The following is a 23,055-nucleotide window of genomic DNA, read 5'->3' as shown; positions in this document are numbered from 1 at the left end:
CTGAACAGGGGACGTCCCAGCCGGTGTATGCCTACCGGAACCAACTCGTCGCTGCCATACCTGGTGAGGTCGCGCCGGAGCAGGTCGAGGTATGCAAACCGCGTGTCGTGATCAGTCACGGCCAAAACTGCCCCTTACTCCGCATGCCGGTGGTCTCGCAATGACCTTAAACGTCAATTTCAGTCGTTAAAGCGTTTTGCAGTGTATCCGTCTCCTGCGGGTCAACGATTTCCCTCTGCCTCGGCCCCGGGGACGCAACCCCCCGAGCGAGCGAATTCCTCTAACAGGTCGACGGCGCGACCTACGCTCTCGGCGGGTTTGCTCATCCGGGTGGAGAGCTCACGGGCCCGGGCGAGGTAATCCGGGGCGAGGATCTTTCGCAGGTCGGCCACCAGCGATTCAGGTGTGGTGCCCGAAAACCGCCGAGCCGTGCCCACCTTCAGCTGCTTGACACGAGAACCCCACATCGGCTGATCGCCGGCCGTCCAGAGAATCAGCGTTGGTACGCCGGCACGCAGGCCGGCAGCCGTGGTGCCCGAGCCGCCATGATGCACGACCGCACGGCACGCGGGAAAGATCTTCGTGTAATTGACCACGCCGACGACCTTGACGTGCGGCAATTCGGGGACGTCGCTGAAGTCGCTCCAGCCGGAGCAGATCAACGCCCGCTCCCCCAACTCCGCACAAGCAGCGCCGATCATTTGCACAGTATCGGCGGGAGACTCAGCGACCGGCATGCTTCCGAAACCGAAGCAGATCGGCGGCGTTCCCTGAGCAATCCACGACAAGACGTCGTCATCGGAGTCCGTCGTCAGTTCCATGGTCAGTGAGCCCACAAACGGCCGCTGGCCGTCCCATTTCGCCCATTCGTCGGCCAATCCGGGAAAGCAAACTTCGTCATAGGCCTGGATTTCCAGCGTGCCACGCTCGGCGATCCGTCGCGGTGAGGCAACCGTGCAGGTCGGTAAGCCAAGCTCACGACGCTGCTTATCTTCGGCTTTTTTGTTCATCCGCCAACACATCCAGTCGTACACCGTCATGCCGGTGCGGACTATGGGCCCTGGCATCCTCGGCAGAACCTGGCCGTTAGGACGCATCGGAATGTAATGCAGCGTCGCCATCGGAATCCCGTAGTAGTCGGCGACGTTAAGTGCCAAGTCCTGGTACAGCTGGCCGGTAAACAGCAAATCGGCCCCGCCTGCCGCTGACATCAGGGCCGAGCTCATGTCCTGCCAGTTCTTCAGAACCGGTTCCCAGGCTTCGCGGATCAGCGTGATCGGCCCGCGGAGGAAATTCTTGAAGAAGCTCCGAATGAACTCGTCGCTCCAAAACTCATGCATATCCGGGCCATAGGCGATTGCCGGGAGCCCGGCCGCCTCGGCCAGATCGACGAGATTGGGCGGAACAGCCATACGCACCGAATGGCCTCTTCGCGCCAGCTCCCGGCCGATGGCAAGGCAAGGCTCGATATCGCCACGCGTTCCATAGCTTGCTACGGCGAATTTCATCGAGGTTTACCTTAGTCACTCTCCGACGGCATGGCCAACTTCAACGGTGGCGTTTCCGCTCGATATTTCGCGGCTCGCGATTGGCCCTGGAATTTCGTTAGAGGCATTGGTTGTTGTTGTTTGGCAACCGATTTGGTTCCTCCGCCAGGTTGGATAGTCACACACTACCTGTGCCGTCGAGTTCGACACGGCCAACGTGATCACCTTTCCCCCGACTCAAAAGTATGACGACCGATGGGCGGTATGGCTGCACCCAATGTCGTCGCTCAGCCCTTGAGTTAGTCTGACAGACGTTGAACATGGTGTCCCAGAAAATAGAAAGTCGGCCCGATTGGTCGGCATGCCGAACGCAATAGCGAATTTGGCTATTTTCCCTGTACAGCAGGCTTAAAGCAGGTAGCTGATTAAGCCCGGCTGCGCGAGTTGACAAAGTTTTCCACAACATCGGCCGCTTTGACGACGCTATCGGCCGGCTTGGTCATCTGAGTTGCGATTTCGCGGGCGCGCTGCGCGTAATCCGGAGCGAGGATCCGGCGCAGGTCCTCCACTAACGATTTCCGGTCTGTTGCCGAAAACCGCCGGGTGGTACCCACTTTCAGCCGTTTGAGTTGAGCTCCCCAGATCGTCTGATTGGCGTCCATCGACAGGATCAGCGTGGGCACTCCCGCACGCAGGCTTGCGGCGGTAGTGCCCGAACCACCGTGGTGCACTACCGCACGGCAGGCGGGAAAGATCGTCGCGTAATTCACCGGGCCCACCACCTTGACGTGATTGGCGACGGCAACCCCACTGAAATCGCTTCGGCCGGCGCAAATCAACGCCCGCTCGCCCAGCTGCGCGGACGCCGTGCTGATCATGTCGACGGTGTCGGCCGGAGATTCGACGGGCATACTGCCAAAGCCAAAGCAAATCGGCGGTGTCCCACCACGAATCCAGGACGCCACCTCGTCGTCGGCTTCTGTGGTCAACTCCATGGTCAGCGTGCCGACAAAGGGCCGTTGGCCGTCCCATTTCGCCCACTCGGCTGCAAGGCCGGGGAAGCAAACCTCGTCGTACGCTTGAATTTCCAGTGATTTCCGCTCGGCGATTCGCCGCGGTGACGGTCCTGTCGCCTTCGGCAGCCCCAGTTCTCGGCGCTGGCTGTCCTCGACCTTTTTATTCAGGCGCCAACAGAACCAGTCGAACGCCGTCATCGCCGAGCGGGCCAGGGGCGGCGGCAGGATCGAGACGACTTGGCCGTTGGGCCGCATCGGAACGTGGTGCAGCGTGGCCAACGGTAGGTCGTAATACTCCGCGACGTTGGCAGCCGGCTCCTGGTAACTCTGCCCGGCGAACACCAAATCAGCTCCGTCTGCCAGCGACATCAGCGTGGTGTTCATCTGCGCCCAACACTGGTCGCTGAGATCCCACATCTCGCGCCACATGCCACGCATCTCCTGGATCTTCCAGAATCCGCGGAAGAATGCCGTCCAGAAGTTGCGGTACACATCGAGCCAAGCTTGCGAATCCAGCCCGTAAGGGACGGCCGTCAGCCCAGCCGCCTCGGTGAAGCTAACCGAGTCCGGCGGGACGGCCATGACCATGTCATGTCCTCGCCGTTGCAGTTCGCGTGCGACAACCACGGAAGGCTCGATATCACCGCGCGTTCCATAACTGGCCAACACACATTTCACCGCGAATCCAAGCCCTTCGGTTGCGACATCAGAGGTGGTGATGCACCGACATCACTTCAAATATCGACGAGACCCCCGCACCCTGTTTGCGCGACTGCAGCGAAGACGAGTGCGCCTCATGGCTTACGCCACAGCACGCCGGTGCCGTCGATCTCCTCGATCTCTGCAGTCACCCCATGCTGCGTACGGTAGTCCGTCACTGCCTGCCGGCATGCATCGATGGCGTGATAATCGTCGATAATGCAGAAACCCCCGGACGACAGCCGCGGGTAGAGCGCGTCGAGCGCCTGAATCGTCGATTCATATAGATCACCATCTAGCCGCAATACGGCAATGCGATCGATGGGGGCATCCCGCAGGGTGTCTTTGAACCAACCCGGAACAAAACGCACTTGATCATCGAGCAATCCATAACGCTCGAAATTCGCCTTGACCTGTGCCTGGGGTACTGCCAGGACTCCAGCGGCGCGATGCAATTTGATGCCTTTGTCCGCCTCGTAATGCGCGGCGTCCGGTGGTGGCACCCCTTCGAACGAATCGCATAGCCACACGCAACGCTTCTGATCCCCGTAGGCCGACAACACGGCGCGCATCAAGATTGACGCGCCACCGCGCCACACACCGCATTCGACCAGATCACCGGGAACGTCGTCTTTCAGAATCGTCTCAACGCAGTGCTGCAAACTGGTCAGCCGCTGCATTCCGATCATCGTCAAGCCATCCGCCGGCCAATCCAGACCCAACTTGCGCGCCTTCTCATTGAAGGGACGCTTACGTACGAGCATGAAGTTCCGGGTGTTGACAAGCGCGCGGCCCAGGCGGTGCCAGCCCACTGGCACCAACTCGTCAGCGCCGTACCGGGTGAGGTTGCGCCGGAGCAGGTCAAGGTATGCAGATCGGGTGTCGAGGAACGGAGATCGCATGTCACGATCGGTCACGGTCAAGGTTGCCCCTTAGTTCACTAAATGAAGTACTGCGGTGACGGCCTCCATGTCAGGCCGTCGATGCGTTTCGCTTAGGCCGGACAAACTCGCTTGGCCAGCCTCCTTGACATTTCCACGCCACCTACCGGCTGACCCATCTCTGCGCTACCGAGCAGTAACAACGTAGTAACAACTATCATAAGCTTCGACCTGGAGTGCCTTAGCTACTCGGTTCGGGCGAGCGCCGCACTTCTTAGGGGCGACCGGCGTGCTGTATGTCGGGACGGCCCGATTCGTTCGGCCGGATGCGGGGTTCGGATTGCCCGCCGATCCACTCGAGCAGCGCGCTCAGACCGTCGTCCAGCGTGGACTTCGGATGCCAGTCCAGCTCGGTTTGCGCCGGCTCGACGTCACAACTCGCAGCGCGCACGTCGCCGTCGCGGAATTTTGGAACGACAATCGGTTCTGGTGCGTCACACATGGCTGCGATCTTGTTGGCAAGCTCATGGATGGTTGTGGCGTTGCCGGACCCGATGTCGAGGCAACGCGGCCCGTCTGCGGGCCGCTCCACCGCCGCGAACAGCGCGTCGACGACAGCGTCGATGTAGACGAAATCGCGCAAGATCCGGCCGTCCTCGTAGACCTCCAAGGCAAGTCCCTGACGGGCTAAGCGTGCGAATAGCGCGACGATTCCGGTGTACGAATTCGTCAGTGACTGGCCGGGGCCATAGACGTTCTGCAGGCGCAGCACGCTCAGGTTGGTGTCGTGCGCAGCCGTCCAGGCGGCCAACAGGTGCTCCTGGGCGAGCTTGGTCGCCGCGTAGATGTTGGTGGGCCGGGGCTCCGTACGGTCGGCGCGGCTCGGCAGCGGCATCGCCTGCTCACCCGCGGGTCCTTGTGGATCCCAGATACCGGCCACGAGCTGGGCATGGCTGCGAGGCCGCGGATAGAAGATATGTGCGCCGGACTGCCATGCGCCCTCGCCGTAGACCGCCCTGGAAGACGCCAGTACCAGCTGTTCGGGCACGTGCCCCGAGCGGCTCAAGGCGTCAAGCAGCTGAGTGGTTCCGACGACGTTCACCGAGCCGTGCCGCGTCGCCTCCGAGAGCGATTGCGCGGTTCCGGTCTCGGCCGCCAGATGGACGATTTGGGAAGGACGAAACAACCGCAGCACCGCGTCAAAGTCGGGTCCATGGGTGACGTCTCCGGTGAACAACCGCACGGATGGCAACAGATCGATGGGCGAATCGCCGCCGTGTACCTGCGGATGCAGGACATCCATCACCGCGACGTCGTATCCGGCCTCGACGAGACGTTGTGAGAGCGCCGACCCGATGAATCCTGCCCCACCAGTGATGAGCACGGACGCTGACAAGAATCGACGCCTTTCCTTCGTGTACACGGAGTTAAGCGACCGGCAATCGACCCCGGTCTGGTCGATCATATCGGGCTCTTCCCGCGGCCATCAGAGGATCCGCGAAGCAGATCGGCGGCGCATCGGGTCCGCACCGAATGCGCGAATGGCGCCTAGGCCCAAGTCCCTCTGTGCCGATGAGCCATTGCGAGCAGTTCCATGACCGGCCTTGCGATGGCTGGCCGGAAGAGCCGGAAGAGCGCGCTCTTGGATAAGCCATGGACATCTTCGAACGCCATACGGAAATCTCGCTCACTTGCCCGGTAGGACTCGAAAACGCCGTCCAACGTTGACATGTCGACAGGATCGTCGTGTGCGGCTTCGCGTAGCACTTCATAGACCGCCGAAATCCAACCGGCGCCGAAAAGGTCCGTCACCGCGCCGCGGTGCCGCTGGCGATGAAGACCGGGACTGAGGAACTCCTCGACCGCGCCCAGGTCCTGAGTATGCAGTTCGACCGACAGCTTCGTGGAAATTCGTTTCACTTCGCGACGCCAGTCGTCGAGAAGGTTCGTGTAGTCGACGAATACGCGTGGCACCCCGCGAGTATTTCGTTCGGCCAGGACATTGCATTTCAACCACAAGGCACTGGCGAGCGCTTGAGAGACGCGCCAGGACTTGCCAATTGACGAAATAACTTCCTGCGGATGACGCACCGCAATCACCGACGCAACATCGAAACCGGCCTGACGTGCCGCCTCGAACCACAGATCAGACAGTGTCGTAATCCTGGGTTCCTTGATCACCACGAGCGGCGCCGCCGGCAGCGTGGACAGATACGCAGCAATCTTGGCGATGCAGGCCTTGCTCTCGTTGGGGTCGATCGCGCCGTCGTCCAGAAAACGCAATGACGGGTCGTACCAATGGGTCCCGAGCCGGCGCAGGATCGTTTCGTTGAGCGAGATGGCCGCCCGCGGTTCCCAGTAGCCGAGCGGATTGTTCGCGTCGGCGCCCAACATCGCAGCGGGGAGCGTGCCGCCGCACAGCGACAGAACCCTGGTAAGGGCCGACGTTCCTGACCGTTGCGGGCCCAGCACAAAAAGAACAACGGGGCGTGTGGTGGAACCGACGGGTTTCTGCAGACCGGAGGAATTGGTACCGCATTCGGCGGGCTTCGTCGTCCGGGCCAATGTCATCGCAATTCAAACCTTTCACTTGCCGCGCGCCAGGCCGACTTCTGGAGTTCGGTTGCTATCCATGCTTTTTCGATGTGATGTGGGTGCGGCAAACGGCCGAACAGCAACCCGCCGATGTCAGCATGTTGCGCATATCGAGACGTCAGGTCCCTGAATCTCAACGTTCTCAACACTTTTCGCAAAGAGGAGATGCTATGCGCTCCTGATGTGGAGTCAGGCTTGACTTGTGATCGCCAGCATTTGTTCCCCCCGGCTGGAATGATCGGATCGTTGCGCCCTGCTCAAAAACTATAGCTGGACTCCCACAATCAGGAGACTATCTTTACGAATCCGTTTCACTTACTTAATGTTTGAAGTTCGATCCGACTTCATCGCTGGGCCGCAGGATTACCCAGCCCGAACTTCCACAGCCCGTTCAGTAAGGCGCAGCCACAGGCTTTCGCGACTGCCGTCGAGCGTCGACACTCGACTCCCGCGAACGCAGTATGGTTACCTTAACAAACCATCTCGACAAACGGCCGCGAACCCCGCTGAGGCGAGTCCGCTCCGAAAACAACTTTCGACCAGCGGCGAGGCGTCGCGTCTAGGCTCGCAGGTACCAAGGCTCACGTCGCCGCATCGAGGCGCGCTCTGCGTTTGATTCGAGATTTGAGCGACAGCGCAGGCTTTTCCACCAGGAACCAGCTCAGTGCGGCCAGCGGGAGCGTGGCGCCGGCGGCAACAACCGTGAACGCAAGCGGAGGCAAAAAGCCGAGCCCGCAGATGACCAGCAACTGCTGCACGGGCCACGCATAGATGTAGACGCCGTAGGAAAAGTCCGTGCGTAAACGCAAGCGCTTGTTGCGGATCAGCGCACCTGAAACGACGACTGCATAGGCCAATGGGAGGGCGGCGAGTACCCGGTAGTTGGGCACCAGCAAGCCGGCCACCACGACGATGACCGCGCTCACGGCCACAAGCGACCATCGAGCGGGAACCAGGTCCCGGAACTCGTGCAGGAGCGCTCCCGCCGCGAACACGAGGGCGAAACGCGTGATCATCTGGGCGATGGTGGGCACCGCTTGAACCGGGTAAGAGACCAGTGCCGCGGCGGCCAGGAAGAGTGCGAACACCACCGGCGCGGGCCACCGGCGATTGAGCAACCCGGCTAGGCCGGCAACGGCAACGGCAACGTAGCAACCCAATTCGAATATCAGAGTCCATAGAACCCCGTCCCACACGCCCGGAAACGGGACGTTTCTTGGCGTTCCATCGATGCTGGTGTGGAATACACTCAATACGCCGTTGTTTAGGACGTATTCGATCGGTCCCGGAGACAGCAGCAGCTTGGCAGGTGAATCTCCTTGGATCGCCACACCGATCGGGGCTATGACGAAAGCCACCACGATCAGGCAGACCCACAGCCCCGGAAAGATGCGAAGAGTGCGGGCGACGAAGTACTCGCGAAGCCGAGGGTTGCGGACCCAACTAGACGTGATGAGAAAGCCGGATATAGCGAAAAAGCCGTCGACCCATACCTGGGTAAGAAGCTGGTCAACCGGAGGTTGCAAGTTGCGCCCGGTAAGCGGCCAAGAGTGTTCCAAAATAACGCCCGACGCCAGCACCAACCGCCAAACGTTCAGTGCATTGACTCGGCTATCGAACACCTGCGCGAGCCGAGGGTACGCCGTCCCACGCCGCTTTGGCCAACGGTTGACGATCTCACTCGGCTCAAAAACGTTCGGGCTTGCGCTCATCTGCACCGTCCCTGCGGGTTCGATCTGGCGAACTGAGTTTGCATACTCCCAGGCTGCCTATCGCCCGGTGCTGCCAACACGACACCAAAAGCGCAGATCACAGCACGTTCTCGGGCAAGCGGTAGGAAGTGGCGAGGATGGAAGTGGCAACCATCCGCCACAGATTACATCTCCCGTCCGTGCGGTGAGTTTGGGTGCCTTCGGCCCGGTTCAGCGCCTTGCAACGCCTTTCAGCCTCAGCCGGCGACGGCCCCCGGCTCGTAGAACGGCGCCCCGAACTCGGTGACGGAGCGGAAGCCGCGTTTGCGTGCTTTCTCCGCGGCCCTGCGGATCAGCGCGTAGATGCCCACAAACGCCGCGTGATCGGACACCACCAGTGGCGTCAGCAGTCGGTTGTGCACCAAGGAGAACGCCACGCCCGAGGCGGGGTCGGCCCACCCGAGCGAACCGCCCAACCCGACATGACCGAAGCCGGGCATTACACCGCCGATCGGCAGGCTGTGGTAGCCCAGGTGGAAAGCCAAGGGCATGTAGAGGTTTCGGTCGGGGCGCAGGCTCCGCTCACCGGTCAGTCCCGCGACCAGATCACGCGAGAGGAATCGAATGCCGTCAACCTCACCGCCATTGGCGATGGCCCCGTACATCCGTGCCAGCCCACGCGCGGTGGCTACCCCGTTGGCAGCCGGGATCTCCGCGTCCAGCAACGGGATATCACCCTGAACGGCCGCGACCAGGCCCTTGAAGTACATCGACCGGTATGCGCCGGACATCTGGTTGGCGACCTTGCCAGTCACATAGTTGACGACGGGATTGCCGATCATGCTTTGCGGGCAGATGATTTCGGCGACACGCGTCGGCGCCCCAGCCGGCGGCCGTCCCAGGTGCAGGCCATCGGTGTCCAACGGCTCGGCAAGCTCTTCGCGGATCAGGGTGCCCATCCCCTTACCGGTCACGGCCCGGCCGAGGCCCGACATTAGCCAGCCGAAGGTCAGCGCGTGATAGGCCGATTTGCCCAGCAGCCGTCCGGGAGCCGCCGCGGCCAGCTTCTCCTCCATGACGACGTGGTCGAGCAGGTCTTCCTTGGTGGCGCCGCGCAGTCCCGACAAGCCGGCCTGGTGTCGCATCACCTGCCGCACGGTCATGTCGGCCTTGCCGTTGGCTGCGAACGCGGGCCAGTACTCGGCGACCGGAGCCTCGTAGTCGATCAGGCCACGGTCGGCAAGCCGGTGGATGACGGTGGACGCCATCCCTTTGGTCGCCGAAAAGACCATCGGGGCGGTGTTCTCGGTCCACGGCCGCTGCCCGGCCCGGTCGGCCCATCCCGTCCACACGTCCACGACGGGCTGGCCGTCGACATAGACGGCAAGCGCCCCGCCACCGAATCGGCGAGCGGGGAACATGCTGGCGAAACTACGAACGACGCAACCGAAGTGTGAGTCCGCCGCGCCGGACACACGATGACCTGCGTCAAGGTCATCGTGGACACGGACCGCGCGACGATCGACTCGCGTATTCACCGTCACACTTTGAATTTACTTGGATTTCACACCGAGCAGGTGCGAAATTTTAGATATTTACTTATCCGTTAGTCCGACGCGGCCGTCAATATTTGCTGAGCCGCCAGCGCGGGAGTTAGCTCCCCCGATTTGACCTTTCGCTCTACCTCGGCGCGGATGTTGCGCACTGCCGGGTTGGACATCAGCCGGTCCAACACCGTGTCACGCACCATCTGCCAGGTCCAGTCGACCAGCTGCGCCCGCCGGCGCGCTTCAAACTCCCCGGCCTCGCTGAGCAGCTGCCGATGGCGTTCGATCGTGTCCCACAATTCTTTGAGGCCGCTTCCCTCGGCCGCACTCATCGTGAGAACGGGCGGGCGCCAGAGCGTTTCGCGCGGGTGAATCAGCCTGATCGCCCCGGACAGCTCGCGGGCGGCCGACCGAGCCTCGGGCAGGTGATCCCCGTCGGCCTTGTTCACCACGACGATGTCGGCCAGCTCCAGCACACCCTTTTTGATGCCCTGCAGTTGATCTCCACCGCGGGCCAGGGTCAGCAACACGAAGGTGTCGACCATGTTGGACACCGTCACCTCGGACTGACCGACCCCGACGGTCTCGATCAGAATGACGTCGAAACCGGCGGCGGCCAGCAGTACCGCCGTTTCGCGGGTGGCCTTGGCTACCCCGCCCAGCGTGCCGGACGTGGGCGACGGGCGGATGTATGCATCCGGATGCACTGCCAGGCGCGCCATCCGGGTCTTGTCACCGAGGATGGAGCCCCCGGTGCGCGTCGACGACGGGTCGACGGCCAAGACCGCCACTCGATGGCCCAGCTCGATCAAATGCATGCCGAGCGCCTCGATGCTGGTGGACTTCCCCACCCCGGGAATCCCGGTGATGCCGACGCGATAGGCGTTGCCCGAGTACGGCGTTAACTCCAACAACAGCCGCTGCGCCTTTTCCCGATGGTCGGCGCGGGTGGACTCCAGCAGCGTGATGGCTCGCGGCAATGCCGCACGGTCGCCGTTGCGAACCGCCTCGGCCAAATCCTCGACGGAGTCGTTCCGTTGCGAAGCCATTTAGTCGAGCGTGTAGCCCAGCCGCTCGGCGAGCTTGTGCAGCAAGCCGATTGCGGCGTCGGCGATCACCGTCCCGGGCGGGAAGATGGCGGCAGCCCCGGCCTCATACAGCTCGTCGAAGTCGCCGGGCGGGATGACGCCACCGACCACGATCATGATGTCGGGCCGCCCAACTTCGGCCATCGCCTCGCGCAGCGCGGGCACCAGGGTCAGATGCCCGGCCGCCAGCGAGGACACCCCGACCACGTGCACGTCGTTGTCGGCGGCCTGACGTGCGACCTCTTCGGGCGTGGAGAACAGCGAACCCACGTCGACGTCGAATCCGATGTCCGCGAAGGCCGTCGCGATCACCTTCTGGCCGCGGTCGTGGCCGTCCTGGCCCATCTTGGCGACCAGAATCCTGGGGCGGCGACCGTCGGCTTCCGCGAACTTCTCGACGAGTTCGGTCGCCGTTGCCATGTTTCCGGCCTTTCCAGCTTCGTCGCGGTAGACCCCGGCGATAGTACGGATCTCCGCCTGGTGACGGCCATACACCTTCTCCAGCGCGTCGGAGATCTCGCCGACGGTCGCCTTGTGCCGGGCCGCGTCGATGGCCAGCGCCAGCAGGTTGTTGCCCAGCCCGTCCGCACCTGCCCGGCCTTGGGCAGCCGCGGCGCGGGACAGTTCCGCCAGCGCCGCATCCACTGCCGACTGGTCACGGCTTTCCCGCAGCTCCTTGAGCTTGGCCAGCTGCTCGGCGCGCACCCGGCTGTTTTCGACCTTGAGGACCTCGACCTCTTGGTCCTCTTCCACCTGGTACTTGTTGATCCCGATCACCGGCTGGATCCCGGAGTCGATGCGGGCTTGGGTGCGTGCGGCCGCCTCTTCGATGCGCAGCTTGGGAATGCCGTCGCTGATGGCCTGCGCCATGCCGCCGTGCTCGGCGACCTCGGCGATGTGGGCGCGGGCGCGCTGCGCAAGCTGGTGGGTCAGCCATTCGACGTAGTACGAGCCCGCCCACGGGTCGATCGGCCGCGTGGTGCCCGACTCCTGCTGCAACACCAACTGGGTGTTGCGGGCGATGCGAGCCGAGAAGTCCGTCGGCAACGCCAACGCCTCATCGAGCGCGTTGGTGTGCAGGGACTGCGTGTGTCCCTGGGTGGCGGCCATTGCCTCGATACAGGTCCGGGCGACGTTGTTGAAGGCGTCCTGCGCGGTCAGCGACCAGCCGGAGGTCTGCGAATGTGTGCGCAGCGAAAGCGATTTGGCGTTCTTCGGATTGAACTGGGAAACCAGTTCGCTCCACAACAGCCGGCCCGCACGCAGTTTGGCGACCTCCATGAAGAAGTTCATCCCGATGCCCCAGAAGAAGGACAGCCGGGGCGCGAACTTGTCGATGTCCAGCTCGGCGTCCAGGCCGGCCTTGATGTAGTCGACGCCGTCGGCCAGCGTGTAGGCCAGCTCCAAATCGGCTGTGGCACCGGCCTCCTGGATGTGGTAGCCGGAGATCGAGATGGAGTTGAACTTCGGCATCTTGGCGCTGGTGTAGGCGAAGATGTCGGAGATGATGCGCATCGACGGCTTGGGCGGATAGATGTAGGTGTTGCGCACCATGAACTCTTTGAGGATGTCGTTCTGAATGGTGCCGGCCAGCTTCTCCGGCGGGACGCCCTGCTCCTCGGCGGCCACCACGTACAGCGCCAGGATGGGCAGCACCGCGCCGTTCATCGTCATCGACACCGACACGGTGGACAGGTCGATACCATCGAACAGCTGACGCATGTCGAGGATGGAATCGATTGCCACACCGGCCATTCCGACGTCGCCCTGTACGCGGGGGTGGTCGGAGTCATACCCCCGGTGGGTGGCCAGGTCGAAGGCGACCGACAGACCCTTCTGGCCTGCCGCCAGGTTGCGCCGGTAGAAGGCGTTGGACTCCGCGGCGGTGGAGAATCCGGCGTACTGCCGAATCGTCCACGGCTGGTTGACATACATGGTCGGGTAGGGCCCGCGCAGGAACGGTGGTTCACCCGGGAAGCTGTGCAGCGGATACCCGTCGGCTTCCACCGCGGCACGGTCAGCGGCGATGTAGACCGGTTTGACGTTGATGTCTTCCGGTGTCTGCCATTGCAGTTGGTCGGGTGTGTACTGGTACGCGGCCGCGGCAGCGGCCACGTGTTCTTCGACGGCGGCTTCGGTCGCCGGCGCAATAGTCCGCTCGCTGTGCAGCGGCACGTCGGCGAAGCTGCCAACAGCAGGTGCAGTGGTCGTCATGGTAACTACGCCCCCAGCCTCGTGAGCAGATCCGACAGAGCTTCGACCGCATTGATTTTCGCGGTCAGGAATTGGTCCGGTTGGTGTTCGGCGTCGGCCACGGCTTTGTCGGGCCCGGCCAGATAGACCCGCTCAATGCCGGCTTGTTTGGCGGCCTGCACGACCGCCGACGCCTCAGTCTGGTAGCGCTTGTCCGTGCCGCAGATGACCGCCGCCGTCGACGACCCCGCGTCGGCCACCGCCGCCGCGACACCGTCGGCATCGACCGTTCCGGGGTTGATGGCCTCGATACCGCCGGAGGCCAACAGGTTTGAGGCAAACGTGGCGCGAATGTTGTTCTCGGCCAACGGGCCAAGCGGAAGCAACAGCACCTGCGGTCGCGACCCGGTGCGGGCCAGGTAGGCGTCGGACCGGTCCCGCAGCGCTTCGAACTCCGCGGCGTAACGCACCAGGTTTCCGGCGGCGAGCGGCGAATATGACGAGTCGCTTTGCGGCAGAGGCGCCTCGGTGAGGTCCGGGAACTCGTTGACACCGGTGATCGCGGTCCGGCGGTGCGCGATGTCGTCGTTGCGGCGGGCGGCGATCTCGGCGATCTGGCCCGCGATGAAGTCGCCGGCTTGGGTGAATCCACCGTGCGACTCGATGGCCTGGAAATGCTGCCAGGCCTGCTCGGCCAGGCGGCCGGTGAGGTCCTCCACGAACCACGAACCACCGGCCGGGTCCAGCACGCGGCCCACATGCGACTCCTCGAGAAGCAGCAGCTGCGTGTTGCGCGCGATGCGGCGAGCGAAACTTGTTGCGATGCCTGGGAACCCGCCGTCGATCGCCACGTCGAACGGGAACACCAGCAGGGAGTCGGCTCCGCCGACACCGGCGCCGAAGGCGGCCACGGTGCAGCGCAGCATGTTCACCCACGGATCGCGCTGCGTCATCATCGGCAGCGACGTCTCGGCGTGGACGACGGCCGCGCCGGCCTCCGGCTCACCGACAACCTCGGCGACCCGCGCCCACAGGTTGCGCGCCGCGCGGAACTTCGCGATCGTCATGAACTGGTCGTCATCGGCGGCGAACCGGAAGCTGATCTGCCGCAACGCCTGGCCGATCGACAAACCCGATTCGGTGAGCAACCGCAGGTAACTCACCGCTGCCGCGACACTGGCGGCCAGCTCCCAGGTGGCATTGGCGCCGAGGTTGTGGAAGGCGGGCCCGTCGACGGTGATCGCGCGTACGCCGGTGTGACCGGCGGCCCGCTTGGCCACCGCGACGACGTCATCGGTCTTCGGGGCGGGACGCTCGCTCAACGCTGCGGTCAGCGGGTCGCCGCCGAGGTCGATCGACAGCAGACTGCGCTGGTCGGGCTCAACGGCGTCGGCCAGCCCCAACACCACATCGCTGGCCGCCGAGTAGTCGGCGCCGGCTTCGAGGATCAGCGGCGCCATGCTCAGGTAGACGCCGTCGAGCGTCTCCGCCAGCTGATCGGGCGCCACGCCGGACTCCCCGATCCGCAGCACTAGGGCACTGGCCCCGTTGCCGAGCGCGTCCAGCACCGCGGCGTTCATCTCCTTGGCCGCGACGCCGGGCACCGGGGTGGCCGGGAAGGCCTCGGCGACCTTCCAGCCGGATTTGACGTCGCGCAGCGCGTCGCCGCCGCGGACGTAGGGCCACTCGCCGGGCAGCGGCGGTTCGGGCAGTTCGTCGAGGGCGGTGTAGAGCGCGCGGATTGCAATCCCGTCATACGTCGGGGTTTCCAGCAGCCGCTCGGGCGCGTCACCCAACTGCTCGGGGTCCTTCCGGGTGCTTTTAGCCAGCACACCGGCGACCGCACTGCGCCAACGCCCGCGAACCTGTTCCAGTTCGTCGAGCTCGGGTACATCAATGGACACCGATTGCTCCCTTTTCCCTGCATTTGGGCTACAGCTTTGGGGATACCACTTAGCTACCGAGGCTAATTGATGACCGCTTGTCGCTAAAAACCGCCGGTCCCGGTTTCCTGATGAAACGCCAGAGGCAGGCAACGTCTAATTCATCTGCGCCCCGTAACCTAGGGAGGCGTGACGGGTTCCGCCACCAGCAAAATCACCGAAACACTTCGCGATCTTGGCTGCGCAATCGGCGTCGCCGCGCGAAGCGTGCCCCGGTCGCGGACCCTCTGGACAGTGGTGGGCATCACAGCGCTGGTAGTGCTGGCGTCGTTGCTTCCGTTGCCTACGCCGGTACAGATGCGCGAGTGGGCGCAGACCGTCGGGCCGTGGTTCCCGCTGGCGTTCTTCTTCGCCCACCTCCTGGTGACGGTGGTGCCCATTCCGCGCACCGCGTTCACCCTGGCGGCCGGACTGCTGTTCGGCCCGCTGCTGGGTGTCGCCATCGCGGTGGTCGCCAGCACCGCGAGCGCGATGATCGCCATGCTGCTGGTCCGGGCGGCCGGGTGGCGACTGAACCGCCTGGAGCGTCACCGATCGATCCGCACGGTGGAAGAGCGCCTGCGCCAACGGGGCTGGCTGGCCATCTTGTCGTTGCGGTTGATTCCCGCCGTCCCGTTCTCGGCGCTGAACTACGCCGCGGGCGCGTCGAGCGTGCGGGTGCTGCCCTACGCGGTGGCCACTTTCGCCGGACTGCTTCCCGGCACCACCGCCGTGGTGGTGCTCGGCGATGCGCTCGCCGGTCATATCAGCGCGCTGCTGTATCTGGTGTCAGCGGTCACGAGTGCGCTGGGACTGACGGGGCTGATCATCGAGATTCGCCACTTCCGTCGTGACCACCGCCGTGCGCAGCACCCCGCCACGGACGAGGCCTCCCCCGAGCCGGCCACCATCAGTTGATCCGATCTGGCTAATCGCCACGGCTGGTGCGCCGAAGCTGGCAAGCTGCATGTGGCGGCTGACCACCGTGACCGCGGGATCCCCGGTCGGCTGAAAATTTCGCCTTCCGCAGGGACCTTCAGGCTCGCGAGCCCATCGCGCGGGAGCCGGCCGTAGCGCGGCCGCGCATCCGAGGATAGGCCTCACAGCCTCAACCGCTTCAACGACGGATTGTGCAGCCATATCGGCGCTTGTCGTCACCGGAGAGTGAAAGATATTGGTGATCATTGCTTCCCGCTTCCCCGCTTCGGGGTGCGATACCCTCGCCGAATGCGCTTCTTCGGTCAGTCTGCCGAGCAGGTCTTCCACGACGGCGCCTATCTCCGCCACAACGCTCGCCGTCAAGAACACCTTGCCACTCTCGGGTTGGACCTCGCGGATAAGAGCGTGCTAGAAGTGGGCGCGGGGATCGGCGATCACACGAGTTTCTTCCTCGACCGCGGCTGCAAGGTGCATTGCACTGAACCCCGGGAAGACAACCTCAAGATAATCCGCAACCGTTTCAAGTGCGAACCTCATGTGACGGTCGAGCAATTGGACCTCGACGGCACTCTCCCCACAGACGCGCCCAGTCATGACGTCGTTTACTGCTACGGCGTGCTCTACCATCTCTCCCGCCCCGCTGAGGCGTTGAGATGGCTCTGCGAACGTGCAGCGGGCCTCCTCCTGCTAGAAACTTGCGTGAGTTTTTCCGACGAAGACGAGCACTTTCCAGTCGATGAGAAAAGCTTCATTCAAAGCCAAGCGATAACTGGTACTGGCTGCCGGCCTTCGCGCGTGTGGGTGATGAACCGCATGAAAGAAACCATGCCGCACGTATACGTTTCCGCTACGCAGCCGTGGCACGAGCAATTTCCGTTGGATTGGAGAGCCCAACCGGCCGGGGATTCATCGGCCCTTTCACGTGCGGTCTTTGTCGGCTCCCGCACGCCGCTGAACCTGCCGACGTTGGTTGAAGAAGTGCCGATGGTGCAGCGGCGGTGCTAGTTCCGTCGCGGGATGCAGCCACGCCGCCCCTCTCAAACATGCCTCGCAAATGGTGGATGGCCCGCCCGATGCACACGTATTGGCCGTACCGATCGGTCGCCGCCTTACCCGGGGAGTCACCGGTCGCTGCTCCGGTCAACCGCCACGGACGAGGCCTCCCCCGAGCCGGCCACCATCAGTTGATCAACCAACTTCGTTGAGACCGCCGCGCAATGCGGCAAATATCGATCTAATGGTGAGGGTGTACGCGGTGGAGTACGCCAGCTTGGGGACGCCATACTCGCCGGCTCCCGCCATGGCGCTACCCCTCAGCGCGCTGGTGTTAGCGGCGATCGCCCTATTCGGTTTCCTGCCCGTCGGCGACGAGCGGCGTCGTCGTACGGCTAAGGCGTTCGCCGGAACAGACGTGTCGCCACAGCGCGCCAAGATGCACACCACTTTGCTCACCCTCGCGGCGGTGTTCAGCATCGCCGCCCTGGTGGCGGCCATCTGTATGTTCCCCAGGGGCGCCACACCAGCCCAGCAGCCGGCGCCGCCGCCCATCGTGGCGCCAATCGACCTGCCCGCGGCCAGCGCCGCCGGCCCAGGTGCCGGAATCTACGTAGATTACACCGACGGCTCGGGCGGAATGGGTTGCACGGCAGGGTTTTTGGTGCGCACCAACGCCGGCGCACCCGCGATTCTCACCGCCGGGCATTGCAATCGTGCGGGCGAGCCAAGCAAGGTGAGGATCAACCTGGGCGGCGTCCTTCCCTACGCGACGCTGGGGACCTTCCGCCAGACGATCAATGAGGGAGTCCACGGCGAACAGCACGACATCGGCCTGGTCACGCTGGACGGCGATCACGTTCCCCAGTCCTCGGCGGTCGTCTCGTCGTTGCCGGTCACCGCAGTAGCCACCAACCTGCAGATCGGCCAGCAGTTGTGCAAGTTCGGCATGGGCTCCGGTGCGGACGCCTGCGGACAGATCGTCCAGATCACCGACAGCAAGGTGGTGTTCCTGGCGGGCGGTCAGTGCGGCGATTCGGGCGGCCCGGTGTATCTGTATGAACGGGACGGCACTGTCAGCGCCGTCGGCATCCTCATCCGCGGCGGCGACCCCTACACCCGCAAAGCCGGGTGCGCGGCCCGCGCCAAATTCTCCGTCGCAGAGTTGGTGCGGCCCTGGTTGGACAAGTGGCGGCTGACGGCCGTGACCGCACCGTCTTCGCCGCGCTGACGGGTCTCTAAGCGGCTCCTGCCATCTTCAGGTCGGCTTCAGGCTCACTCCCTACCGTCGCGGCATCGCCTCCGACGCGGCGACGCCTAGGACGCGGTGACCGGTAAATGCGGTGCGAGCAGCACGATTTCGCGCCGACCGGGTGAAGGAGCCGTCGACAGAGAGGATGGATGGACCCAGTGAAGATCAAAGAACTCATCGCTGGTTCGTTGCTCGCGGGCGCCCTTGGGGTGGCCGCGGCCGGGATCGGTGCCGCGGTGGCCAGCGCGGATCCGCCGCCACCACCGCCGGGACCGGGGCAACCCTGGGGACCGGGCCCGGGTGGGCCGGGTGGGCCGGTGGGACCGCCAGGTGGACCACTCGGGCCGCCGCCCCCGGGCGGACCGTTCCACCCGGCGCCACCGCCGCCGGGGTTCTGATACCGGCTGTGCGCTAGCCGCGTCCGTAGGTGGCCGTCTCAATCACCGCGATTGAGGCGGCCACCACGGTTTCACCGCACAACGACTCAATGTCGCGGATTCGTCGCGGAGGTGGCCGCCAGCCACTACCTCGAGACCCAGACCGCTTGGAGCATTACGAAATTCGTGTGAACCGCCACCGACACCGCACCTTCAAGACTAAAGGCCGGCAACCAAGCCCTGACCACTGCCGAATCACTACCCACCGATCTCTCAGCTGCGATTCCCGCGATCCGCTTCGACGATACGGCGACTGACCCTCCCGCCATCTGCGGTACTCCCAAGGCGTCATTTCCTGCGCCCACGCCGTGGTGATCGGCACGTTTCGGTCCAGATAGTCGGCTTCGGCGGTCCGCCATGCCTTGACGTACAGGTAAAACGGGATCGCGGTATGGATGTGATGAACTAGGTGATAGTTCTGATACATCAACAAGGGACACAAAACGCGCTCCCAGCCAACCCGAACCCGGGCGACCCGGAATCGGTCGCTCCGTACCGTGGCCAGGCCGTGATGAGGCAGCCAGTCAAACCACCACGCGAGGACGCCCACGCCGATCCGCTGTGGGATGAAATAGATGAGCACCAGCTCTCGCCCATAGCCGAGAATCAGGATGGCGGTTACGAAGGCAAGGGCCAGGGTGAGGTATACGGCAAATCCCAGGGCTTCCTTGCGCGGGCGCCGGCGCAGCCGCGCTAGGTAAAAGCGGCAATACCAGGCATCGATTGTCAACCAGCGCAACGGAAGCTGCCAACGCGGGCCGGTGATACTCCACGCGTCCGGATCGTCGTGGATATTTTCGTTGGTGTTGCGGTGGTGCGCGAGATGCGTGTACGCGAGCATTGGAAATGTTCCGAACAACGAGACGAACGGCATCGACAGGCGGCCGAAGACGTGGTTAATCCAGTTGGGTCGGCCGACGGTGTGGTGAATCGATTCGTGCGCCACGATGAACATAGAAACCGTCACGAAACCTTGAACGACGATGGTGACCACCAACCACCAACGACTCACTCCGCAGAGAACCGCTGCCGTTGCCGCACACCACGCAACGAGCGATCCAAGCCAGACGAGCACGGTCGGCACCGCAATGGTCGGCCGCGCGAACCGGGGAGCTGGGAAGCCTCGCGGGACTGCGGCCACCTCGGCAACGCGCCGTGACCTTGGCTCGGTGGGGGCAGCAATGTCGACGCTAGTCACCACGACTCCCAGCGAGGAGCACGGCGCTGACGCACTGCGTGGAAATCCATGTGGCACCACCCTGTTTCGGCTTTGCTCGTAATACTTTTTGCGTCATAAACATTTGCCGTCTCGTCGTGTAGGTGCACACGATAAAGACGGGTATGCGCGCCCATGCGCGTGAATTCATGCAGCTAAGCATGGGTCGGGGCTGTCCGATAAACGGCTGATCCGACCTCGTCATCGATCAGTTTCCGGTCCGGGCGCTTCGACCACTGAAGGTGATCGCAAACGGGTCTCCCGTGGGACGCTCTTAAATCTGCTGGCAGCGCGAACTAAGCCGAGTCCCCCCTCTACGCTCGCCCCGTGAGTCGCCTGGATTGAACCAGGATCTTCACCAGGGTAGACCTCGATAATCTACTCGCCGGAAAGCAGCGTTGTAACTCGATGGAATGCGGCGTGCACTGCTGATTTTCACATCGTTGCTCACCGGTGCGGCCCAAGTTTCGATTTGTTTGAGCCTTTCCCTGCCCGAAAGATAGTCGCTTCGCACAAACTCCGCGTTCTCGCCAGTTGACAGTCCAGGGCTCGAAAATGTCAGGCATCTTGCCCTACCCCCTAAACCGCAAGTTCGGGACTCCATGTAACTCGCAGGTTTTTCCGCTTTTCAATACCGTCAAAAGGTTCCCGGCCAAATCGGCCGATACCGATCGGACGGAGGAGAGCCGAACATGATCCATGAGAGTCACTAGGGTGGTCAGCTTGTCAAGTGCTTCTACCTGCGGACTTACCGCCGTAGGACGTATGGCGACAGGTATCGTCTCGTGATACCTCATGCCCAGCACGAACGCTCTCCTAGAATCGGCGCTCAGCATGAACGGCTCGTCACCCTTGTCGAGAATTCGAAGCATAAGAAGCGGAATATCGCTTACCCATAAAGGTTCGGCAGGTTTATCACGATCCGTGTGGGTGCCGATTGGATTTCTGGGATGGGTCCAAGCAATCGTCAGGCCCGCGGCTATAAGCTCAAGTCTCAATTTCTGTCGCCACACTTCGCCTTGGACAGCGACCGCTTCTACGAAATTCTCTGCATTCTGATACGCGACCCCGACAACCAAATAACGGTCAGAATATCCAGCGTGAAAGTCACGCAATTCGGCTATAGTCCGAAAAAATTCGTCCTCATCCAGGAGCGAATCGCTTGTGTCGTAGTAAAACTGGCGCCTTTCCAGCATCGCTCTGGTAAAGGGGCAATGAGCTTTGTGGCCATCGCCCTGGACAAGAAAATCAAGATACTGCTGTATTACCGGTACACAGTCGTCCGTGTGATGGCTGAGTTCAGTGAATACATAGGCCGGTCGTCGGTCCATTGCCCCCCCAACGGCAAAACTCGACACTCGCGTCCTACCGTCGCATGCGTTGATCGCCCGAGATCAGCCACATGGCTGGCAGTGAATCCCCTCCAAACCGAAAACGAGTTTAACCCTAATGTGGGCGGGAAGGTTGCCGATTTGCACAAACAAAGTGTCGATCTGATCGAGCGGCACTCGGGCAGGTCGCCATGGTGGTGGTCGAAGCGGCCGTCCAGGCTTGATCAGCGCCGCGCCTGGTTCTCACCCGGTGCGGGGCCGGCTGGGGGTGACACGCGCGGGCAAATCAGCACTTCGATCATCTCCCCACGCGATGCTGACCCGCCGACGCTCGCGGGAATCCACACGCACACTGTGCCCGATGCGGCAGTGCTTGCCTTGGCGAAAGATGAAGAGCAACACAGTCTGTGACGGACGTGCGCCGATGTGTCAGCGGGGTGGCGGGTGGCCTACGGGGGAAGCCGGCCCCGCCGGCTGCCTGGATCACGTCGCGCAGAAGTGGCGGACATTAGGCCGAAATCTCTGCGCCACCGGCTGACTACGGGGCAGGATTTCGATCAGTAACCACACCCCCGGGGTGTGGGATGAGCGGGTAAAGCTTTGGGGGAGCCGATGAACCGTGACGATCTGGCGCTGCCGCTGACACGCGGACAACTAGACATCTGGCTCTCGCAGGAATCGAGCCATGCCGGTACGGAGTGGCAGCTCGGCCTGTTGATAAAGATCGAGGGCGCGATACAGCGTGATGTCCTCGAGCAGGCGATCCGCCAAACCGTGGCGGAGGCCGAACCGAGCAGGGTTGCGTTCTTCGAGGTCGATGGCCAAGTGGTCCAACGGCCGATCGATGACCCGCATGTCGAGCTCAAGTTTCATGACCTGGTCGGCACGCCCGATCCCGCGCAGGAAGCCTGCCGGCGGGCCTCGTCCATCCAGCGCACCCCGATGGCGTTGAACGGCCAGTTACTCAAATTCGCTCTGTTCCAGACGCAGGCCGAGGAATTTTATTTGTTCGGCTGCTGCCACCACATCGTCTTAGACGGATTGAGCATGGCGCTGATGTGCCGTCGCGTTGCAACCATCTATTCGGCAATGGTCGCTGGATCGCCTGTCCCTGACGCCTATTTCGGCTCCCTGCAGGACCTGGTTGATCTCGAGTCGGGATACGAAGCGTCCACCGATTATCTGGAAGACGAAGCGTACTGGAGCAAGAACCTTCCGCCGGAAGGCGGACAGGATTATCAGCCGTCCCACACCACAGTCGAACGGGACCCCGGTAGGCAGTCGGCGTCAGTTCAGTTGGATGCTTTCGCTGTCAGCCGCATGCAGGAACTGTCCAAAAAGCTGCGGATCCGTCGCTATTCGGTCACCACAGCGGCATGCGCTCTCTTGGTGCATGCATGGTCGGGAAGCGGTTCGGAGGTGGCGCTGGATTTCCCGGTCAGCCGGCGGGTGCGTCCGGAGTCGAAGACACTTCCGGGGATGCTCGCCGGAGTTGTGCCTCTGGTCTTGCAGACGTCACCGGAGACGACGGTCGCCGATTTCTGTCAGCATGTGGACGCACAGATACGGGAATTGCTGAAGCATCAGCGGTTTCCGGTGCACCACCACGACGAAGGCGGCTTCCTCAACCTGAGACAAGCAGCGAACAGGGTAGGTATCAATTTCATCCCGTCTCGATTGACCCTGGACCTTGGTGGCGCTCCGGCAACCGCGACATATACCAATAACGGCCCCGCCGATCACTTCGGGCTTTTCTTTATCGGCTCGA

17 protein-coding genes and 1 pseudogene are annotated in these 23,055 nt (G+C 63.0%); 6 read left to right on the top strand and 12 right to left on the bottom strand.

From position 1 onward, the window contains the following. The 11 genes and pseudogenes from A5625_RS28895 to mutA form a co-directional block, all read right to left on the bottom strand. Positions 1-125 (bottom strand): annotated as a pseudogene (locus tag A5625_RS28895) (macrocin O-methyltransferase); the annotation flags it as partial. A gap of 96 nt (positions 126-221) precedes the next feature. Continuing rightward, positions 222-1,508 (bottom strand): glycosyltransferase, encoded by a 1,287-nt coding sequence (locus tag A5625_RS02055; RefSeq protein ID WP_066988713.1) that lies wholly within the window; start codon positions 1,506-1,508, stop codon positions 222-224. A gap of 404 nt (positions 1,509-1,912) precedes the next feature. After that, on the bottom strand, positions 1,913-3,181 hold the full coding sequence (locus A5625_RS02050) for a glycosyltransferase (RefSeq protein ID WP_066988712.1): 1,269 nt from the start codon (positions 3,179-3,181) through the stop codon (positions 1,913-1,915). A gap of 116 nt (positions 3,182-3,297) precedes the next feature. After that, the gene (locus tag A5625_RS02045) at positions 3,298-4,104 is read right to left on the bottom strand and encodes a TylF/MycF/NovP-related O-methyltransferase (RefSeq protein WP_066988716.1); all 807 of its coding nucleotides are present in this window, start codon (positions 4,102-4,104) and stop codon (positions 3,298-3,300) included. Between the two features lie 253 nt (positions 4,105-4,357). After that, positions 4,358-5,467: an NAD(P)-dependent oxidoreductase gene (locus A5625_RS02040; RefSeq protein ID WP_066988715.1), complete on the bottom strand. Its 1,110-nt coding sequence runs from the start codon at positions 5,465-5,467 to the stop codon at positions 4,358-4,360. Between the two features lie 164 nt (positions 5,468-5,631). After that, the gene (locus tag A5625_RS02035) at positions 5,632-6,654 is read right to left on the bottom strand and encodes a sulfotransferase family protein (RefSeq protein ID WP_066988711.1); all 1,023 of its coding nucleotides are present in this window, start codon (positions 6,652-6,654) and stop codon (positions 5,632-5,634) included. A 605-nt stretch (positions 6,655-7,259) separates the two neighbouring features. Continuing rightward, positions 7,260-8,390: an acyltransferase gene (locus A5625_RS02030; RefSeq protein ID WP_197515931.1), complete on the bottom strand. Its 1,131-nt coding sequence runs from the start codon at positions 8,388-8,390 to the stop codon at positions 7,260-7,262. Positions 8,391-8,626: 236 nt separating this feature from the next. Next, positions 8,627-9,913: a serine hydrolase domain-containing protein gene (locus A5625_RS02025; RefSeq protein ID WP_066988710.1), complete on the bottom strand. Its 1,287-nt coding sequence runs from the start codon at positions 9,911-9,913 to the stop codon at positions 8,627-8,629. A gap of 62 nt (positions 9,914-9,975) precedes the next feature. After that, positions 9,976-10,965, bottom strand: coding sequence for a methylmalonyl Co-A mutase-associated GTPase MeaB (gene meaB, locus A5625_RS02020; RefSeq protein WP_066988709.1), 990 nt, complete (start codon positions 10,963-10,965; stop codon positions 9,976-9,978). Then, the gene (scpA, locus tag A5625_RS02015; protein WP_066988708.1) at positions 10,966-13,218 is read right to left on the bottom strand and encodes a methylmalonyl-CoA mutase; all 2,253 of its coding nucleotides are present in this window, start codon (positions 13,216-13,218) and stop codon (positions 10,966-10,968) included. A 5-nt stretch (positions 13,219-13,223) separates the two neighbouring features. Continuing rightward, the gene (gene mutA, locus A5625_RS02010; RefSeq protein ID WP_066988707.1) at positions 13,224-15,101 is read right to left on the bottom strand and encodes a methylmalonyl-CoA mutase small subunit; all 1,878 of its coding nucleotides are present in this window, start codon (positions 15,099-15,101) and stop codon (positions 13,224-13,226) included. 168 nt (positions 15,102-15,269) lie between these two features. On the opposite strand from mutA, the gene A5625_RS02005 reads away from it, so the two are divergent. From A5625_RS02005 to A5625_RS28890, 4 genes are all read left to right on the top strand, one after another. Continuing rightward, entirely contained in the window at positions 15,270-16,037 is a 768-nt protein-coding gene (locus A5625_RS02005; RefSeq protein ID WP_066988706.1) for a TVP38/TMEM64 family protein, read from the top strand. Between the two features lie 291 nt (positions 16,038-16,328). Further along, positions 16,329-17,063 carry a bifunctional 2-polyprenyl-6-hydroxyphenol methylase/3-demethylubiquinol 3-O-methyltransferase UbiG gene (locus A5625_RS02000; RefSeq protein WP_066988705.1) on the top strand — a complete coding sequence of 245 codons (735 nt, stop codon included), beginning with the start codon at positions 16,329-16,331 and terminating at the stop codon, positions 17,061-17,063. Positions 17,064-17,295: 232 nt separating this feature from the next. Continuing rightward, the gene (locus A5625_RS01995) at positions 17,296-18,282 is read left to right on the top strand and encodes an endopeptidase (protein WP_066988704.1); all 987 of its coding nucleotides are present in this window, start codon (positions 17,296-17,298) and stop codon (positions 18,280-18,282) included. Between the two features lie 170 nt (positions 18,283-18,452). Next, positions 18,453-18,701, top strand: coding sequence for a hypothetical protein (locus tag A5625_RS28890; RefSeq protein WP_156747849.1), 249 nt, complete (start codon positions 18,453-18,455; stop codon positions 18,699-18,701). A 154-nt stretch (positions 18,702-18,855) separates the two neighbouring features. Here A5625_RS28890 and A5625_RS01990 read toward each other — a convergent pair whose 3' ends face one another. Beyond that, positions 18,856-19,734 carry a fatty acid desaturase gene (locus A5625_RS01990; protein WP_232003351.1) on the bottom strand — a complete coding sequence of 293 codons (879 nt, stop codon included), beginning with the start codon at positions 19,732-19,734 and terminating at the stop codon, positions 18,856-18,858. Positions 19,735-20,906: 1,172 nt separating this feature from the next. Between A5625_RS01990 and A5625_RS30610 the strand changes: the two genes are divergently transcribed. After that, positions 20,907-21,698: a hypothetical protein gene (locus tag A5625_RS30610; protein ID WP_369829968.1), complete on the top strand. Its 792-nt coding sequence runs from the start codon at positions 20,907-20,909 to the stop codon at positions 21,696-21,698. A gap of 201 nt (positions 21,699-21,899) precedes the next feature. After that, on the top strand, positions 21,900-23,055 hold a 1,156-nt coding region (locus tag A5625_RS01980), incomplete at its 3' end, for a condensation domain-containing protein (protein ID WP_232003349.1).

Source organism: Mycobacterium sp. 1465703.0 (assembly GCF_001672975.1).
Taxonomy (GTDB): domain Bacteria; phylum Actinomycetota; class Actinomycetes; order Mycobacteriales; family Mycobacteriaceae; genus Mycobacterium.
The sequence above is the reverse complement of the archived record's forward strand: the minus strand, read 5'-3'. Positions and strand labels throughout refer to the sequence as shown.

What these genes read in the sequence shown, in the direction of transcription:
- A5625_RS02055 (WP_066988713.1), bottom strand. Translation starts at nt 1,508, where the DNA reads ATGAAATTCGCCGTAGCAAGCTATGGAACGCGTGGCGATATCGAGCCT.
- A5625_RS02045 (WP_066988716.1), bottom strand. Translation starts at nt 4,104, where the DNA reads ATGCGATCTCCGTTCCTCGACACCCGATCTGCATACCTTGACCTGCTC.
- A5625_RS02035 (WP_066988711.1), bottom strand. Translation starts at nt 6,654, where the DNA reads ATGACATTGGCCCGGACGACGAAGCCCGCCGAATGCGGTACCAATTCC.
- A5625_RS02030 (WP_197515931.1), bottom strand. Translation starts at nt 8,390, where the DNA reads ATGAGCGCAAGCCCGAACGTTTTTGAGCCGAGTGAGATCGTCAACCGT.
- meaB (WP_066988709.1), bottom strand. Translation starts at nt 10,965, where the DNA reads ATGGCTTCGCAACGGAACGACTCCGTCGAGGATTTGGCCGAGGCGGTT.
- scpA (WP_066988708.1), bottom strand. Translation starts at nt 13,218, where the DNA reads ATGACGACCACTGCACCTGCTGTTGGCAGCTTCGCCGACGTGCCGCTG.
- A5625_RS01995 (WP_066988704.1), top strand. Translation starts at nt 17,296, where the DNA reads ATGGTGAGGGTGTACGCGGTGGAGTACGCCAGCTTGGGGACGCCATAC.
- A5625_RS28890 (WP_156747849.1), top strand. Translation starts at nt 18,453, where the DNA reads ATGGACCCAGTGAAGATCAAAGAACTCATCGCTGGTTCGTTGCTCGCG.
- A5625_RS30610 (WP_369829968.1), top strand. Translation starts at nt 20,907, where the DNA reads ATGGGTCCAAGCAATCGTCAGGCCCGCGGCTATAAGCTCAAGTCTCAA.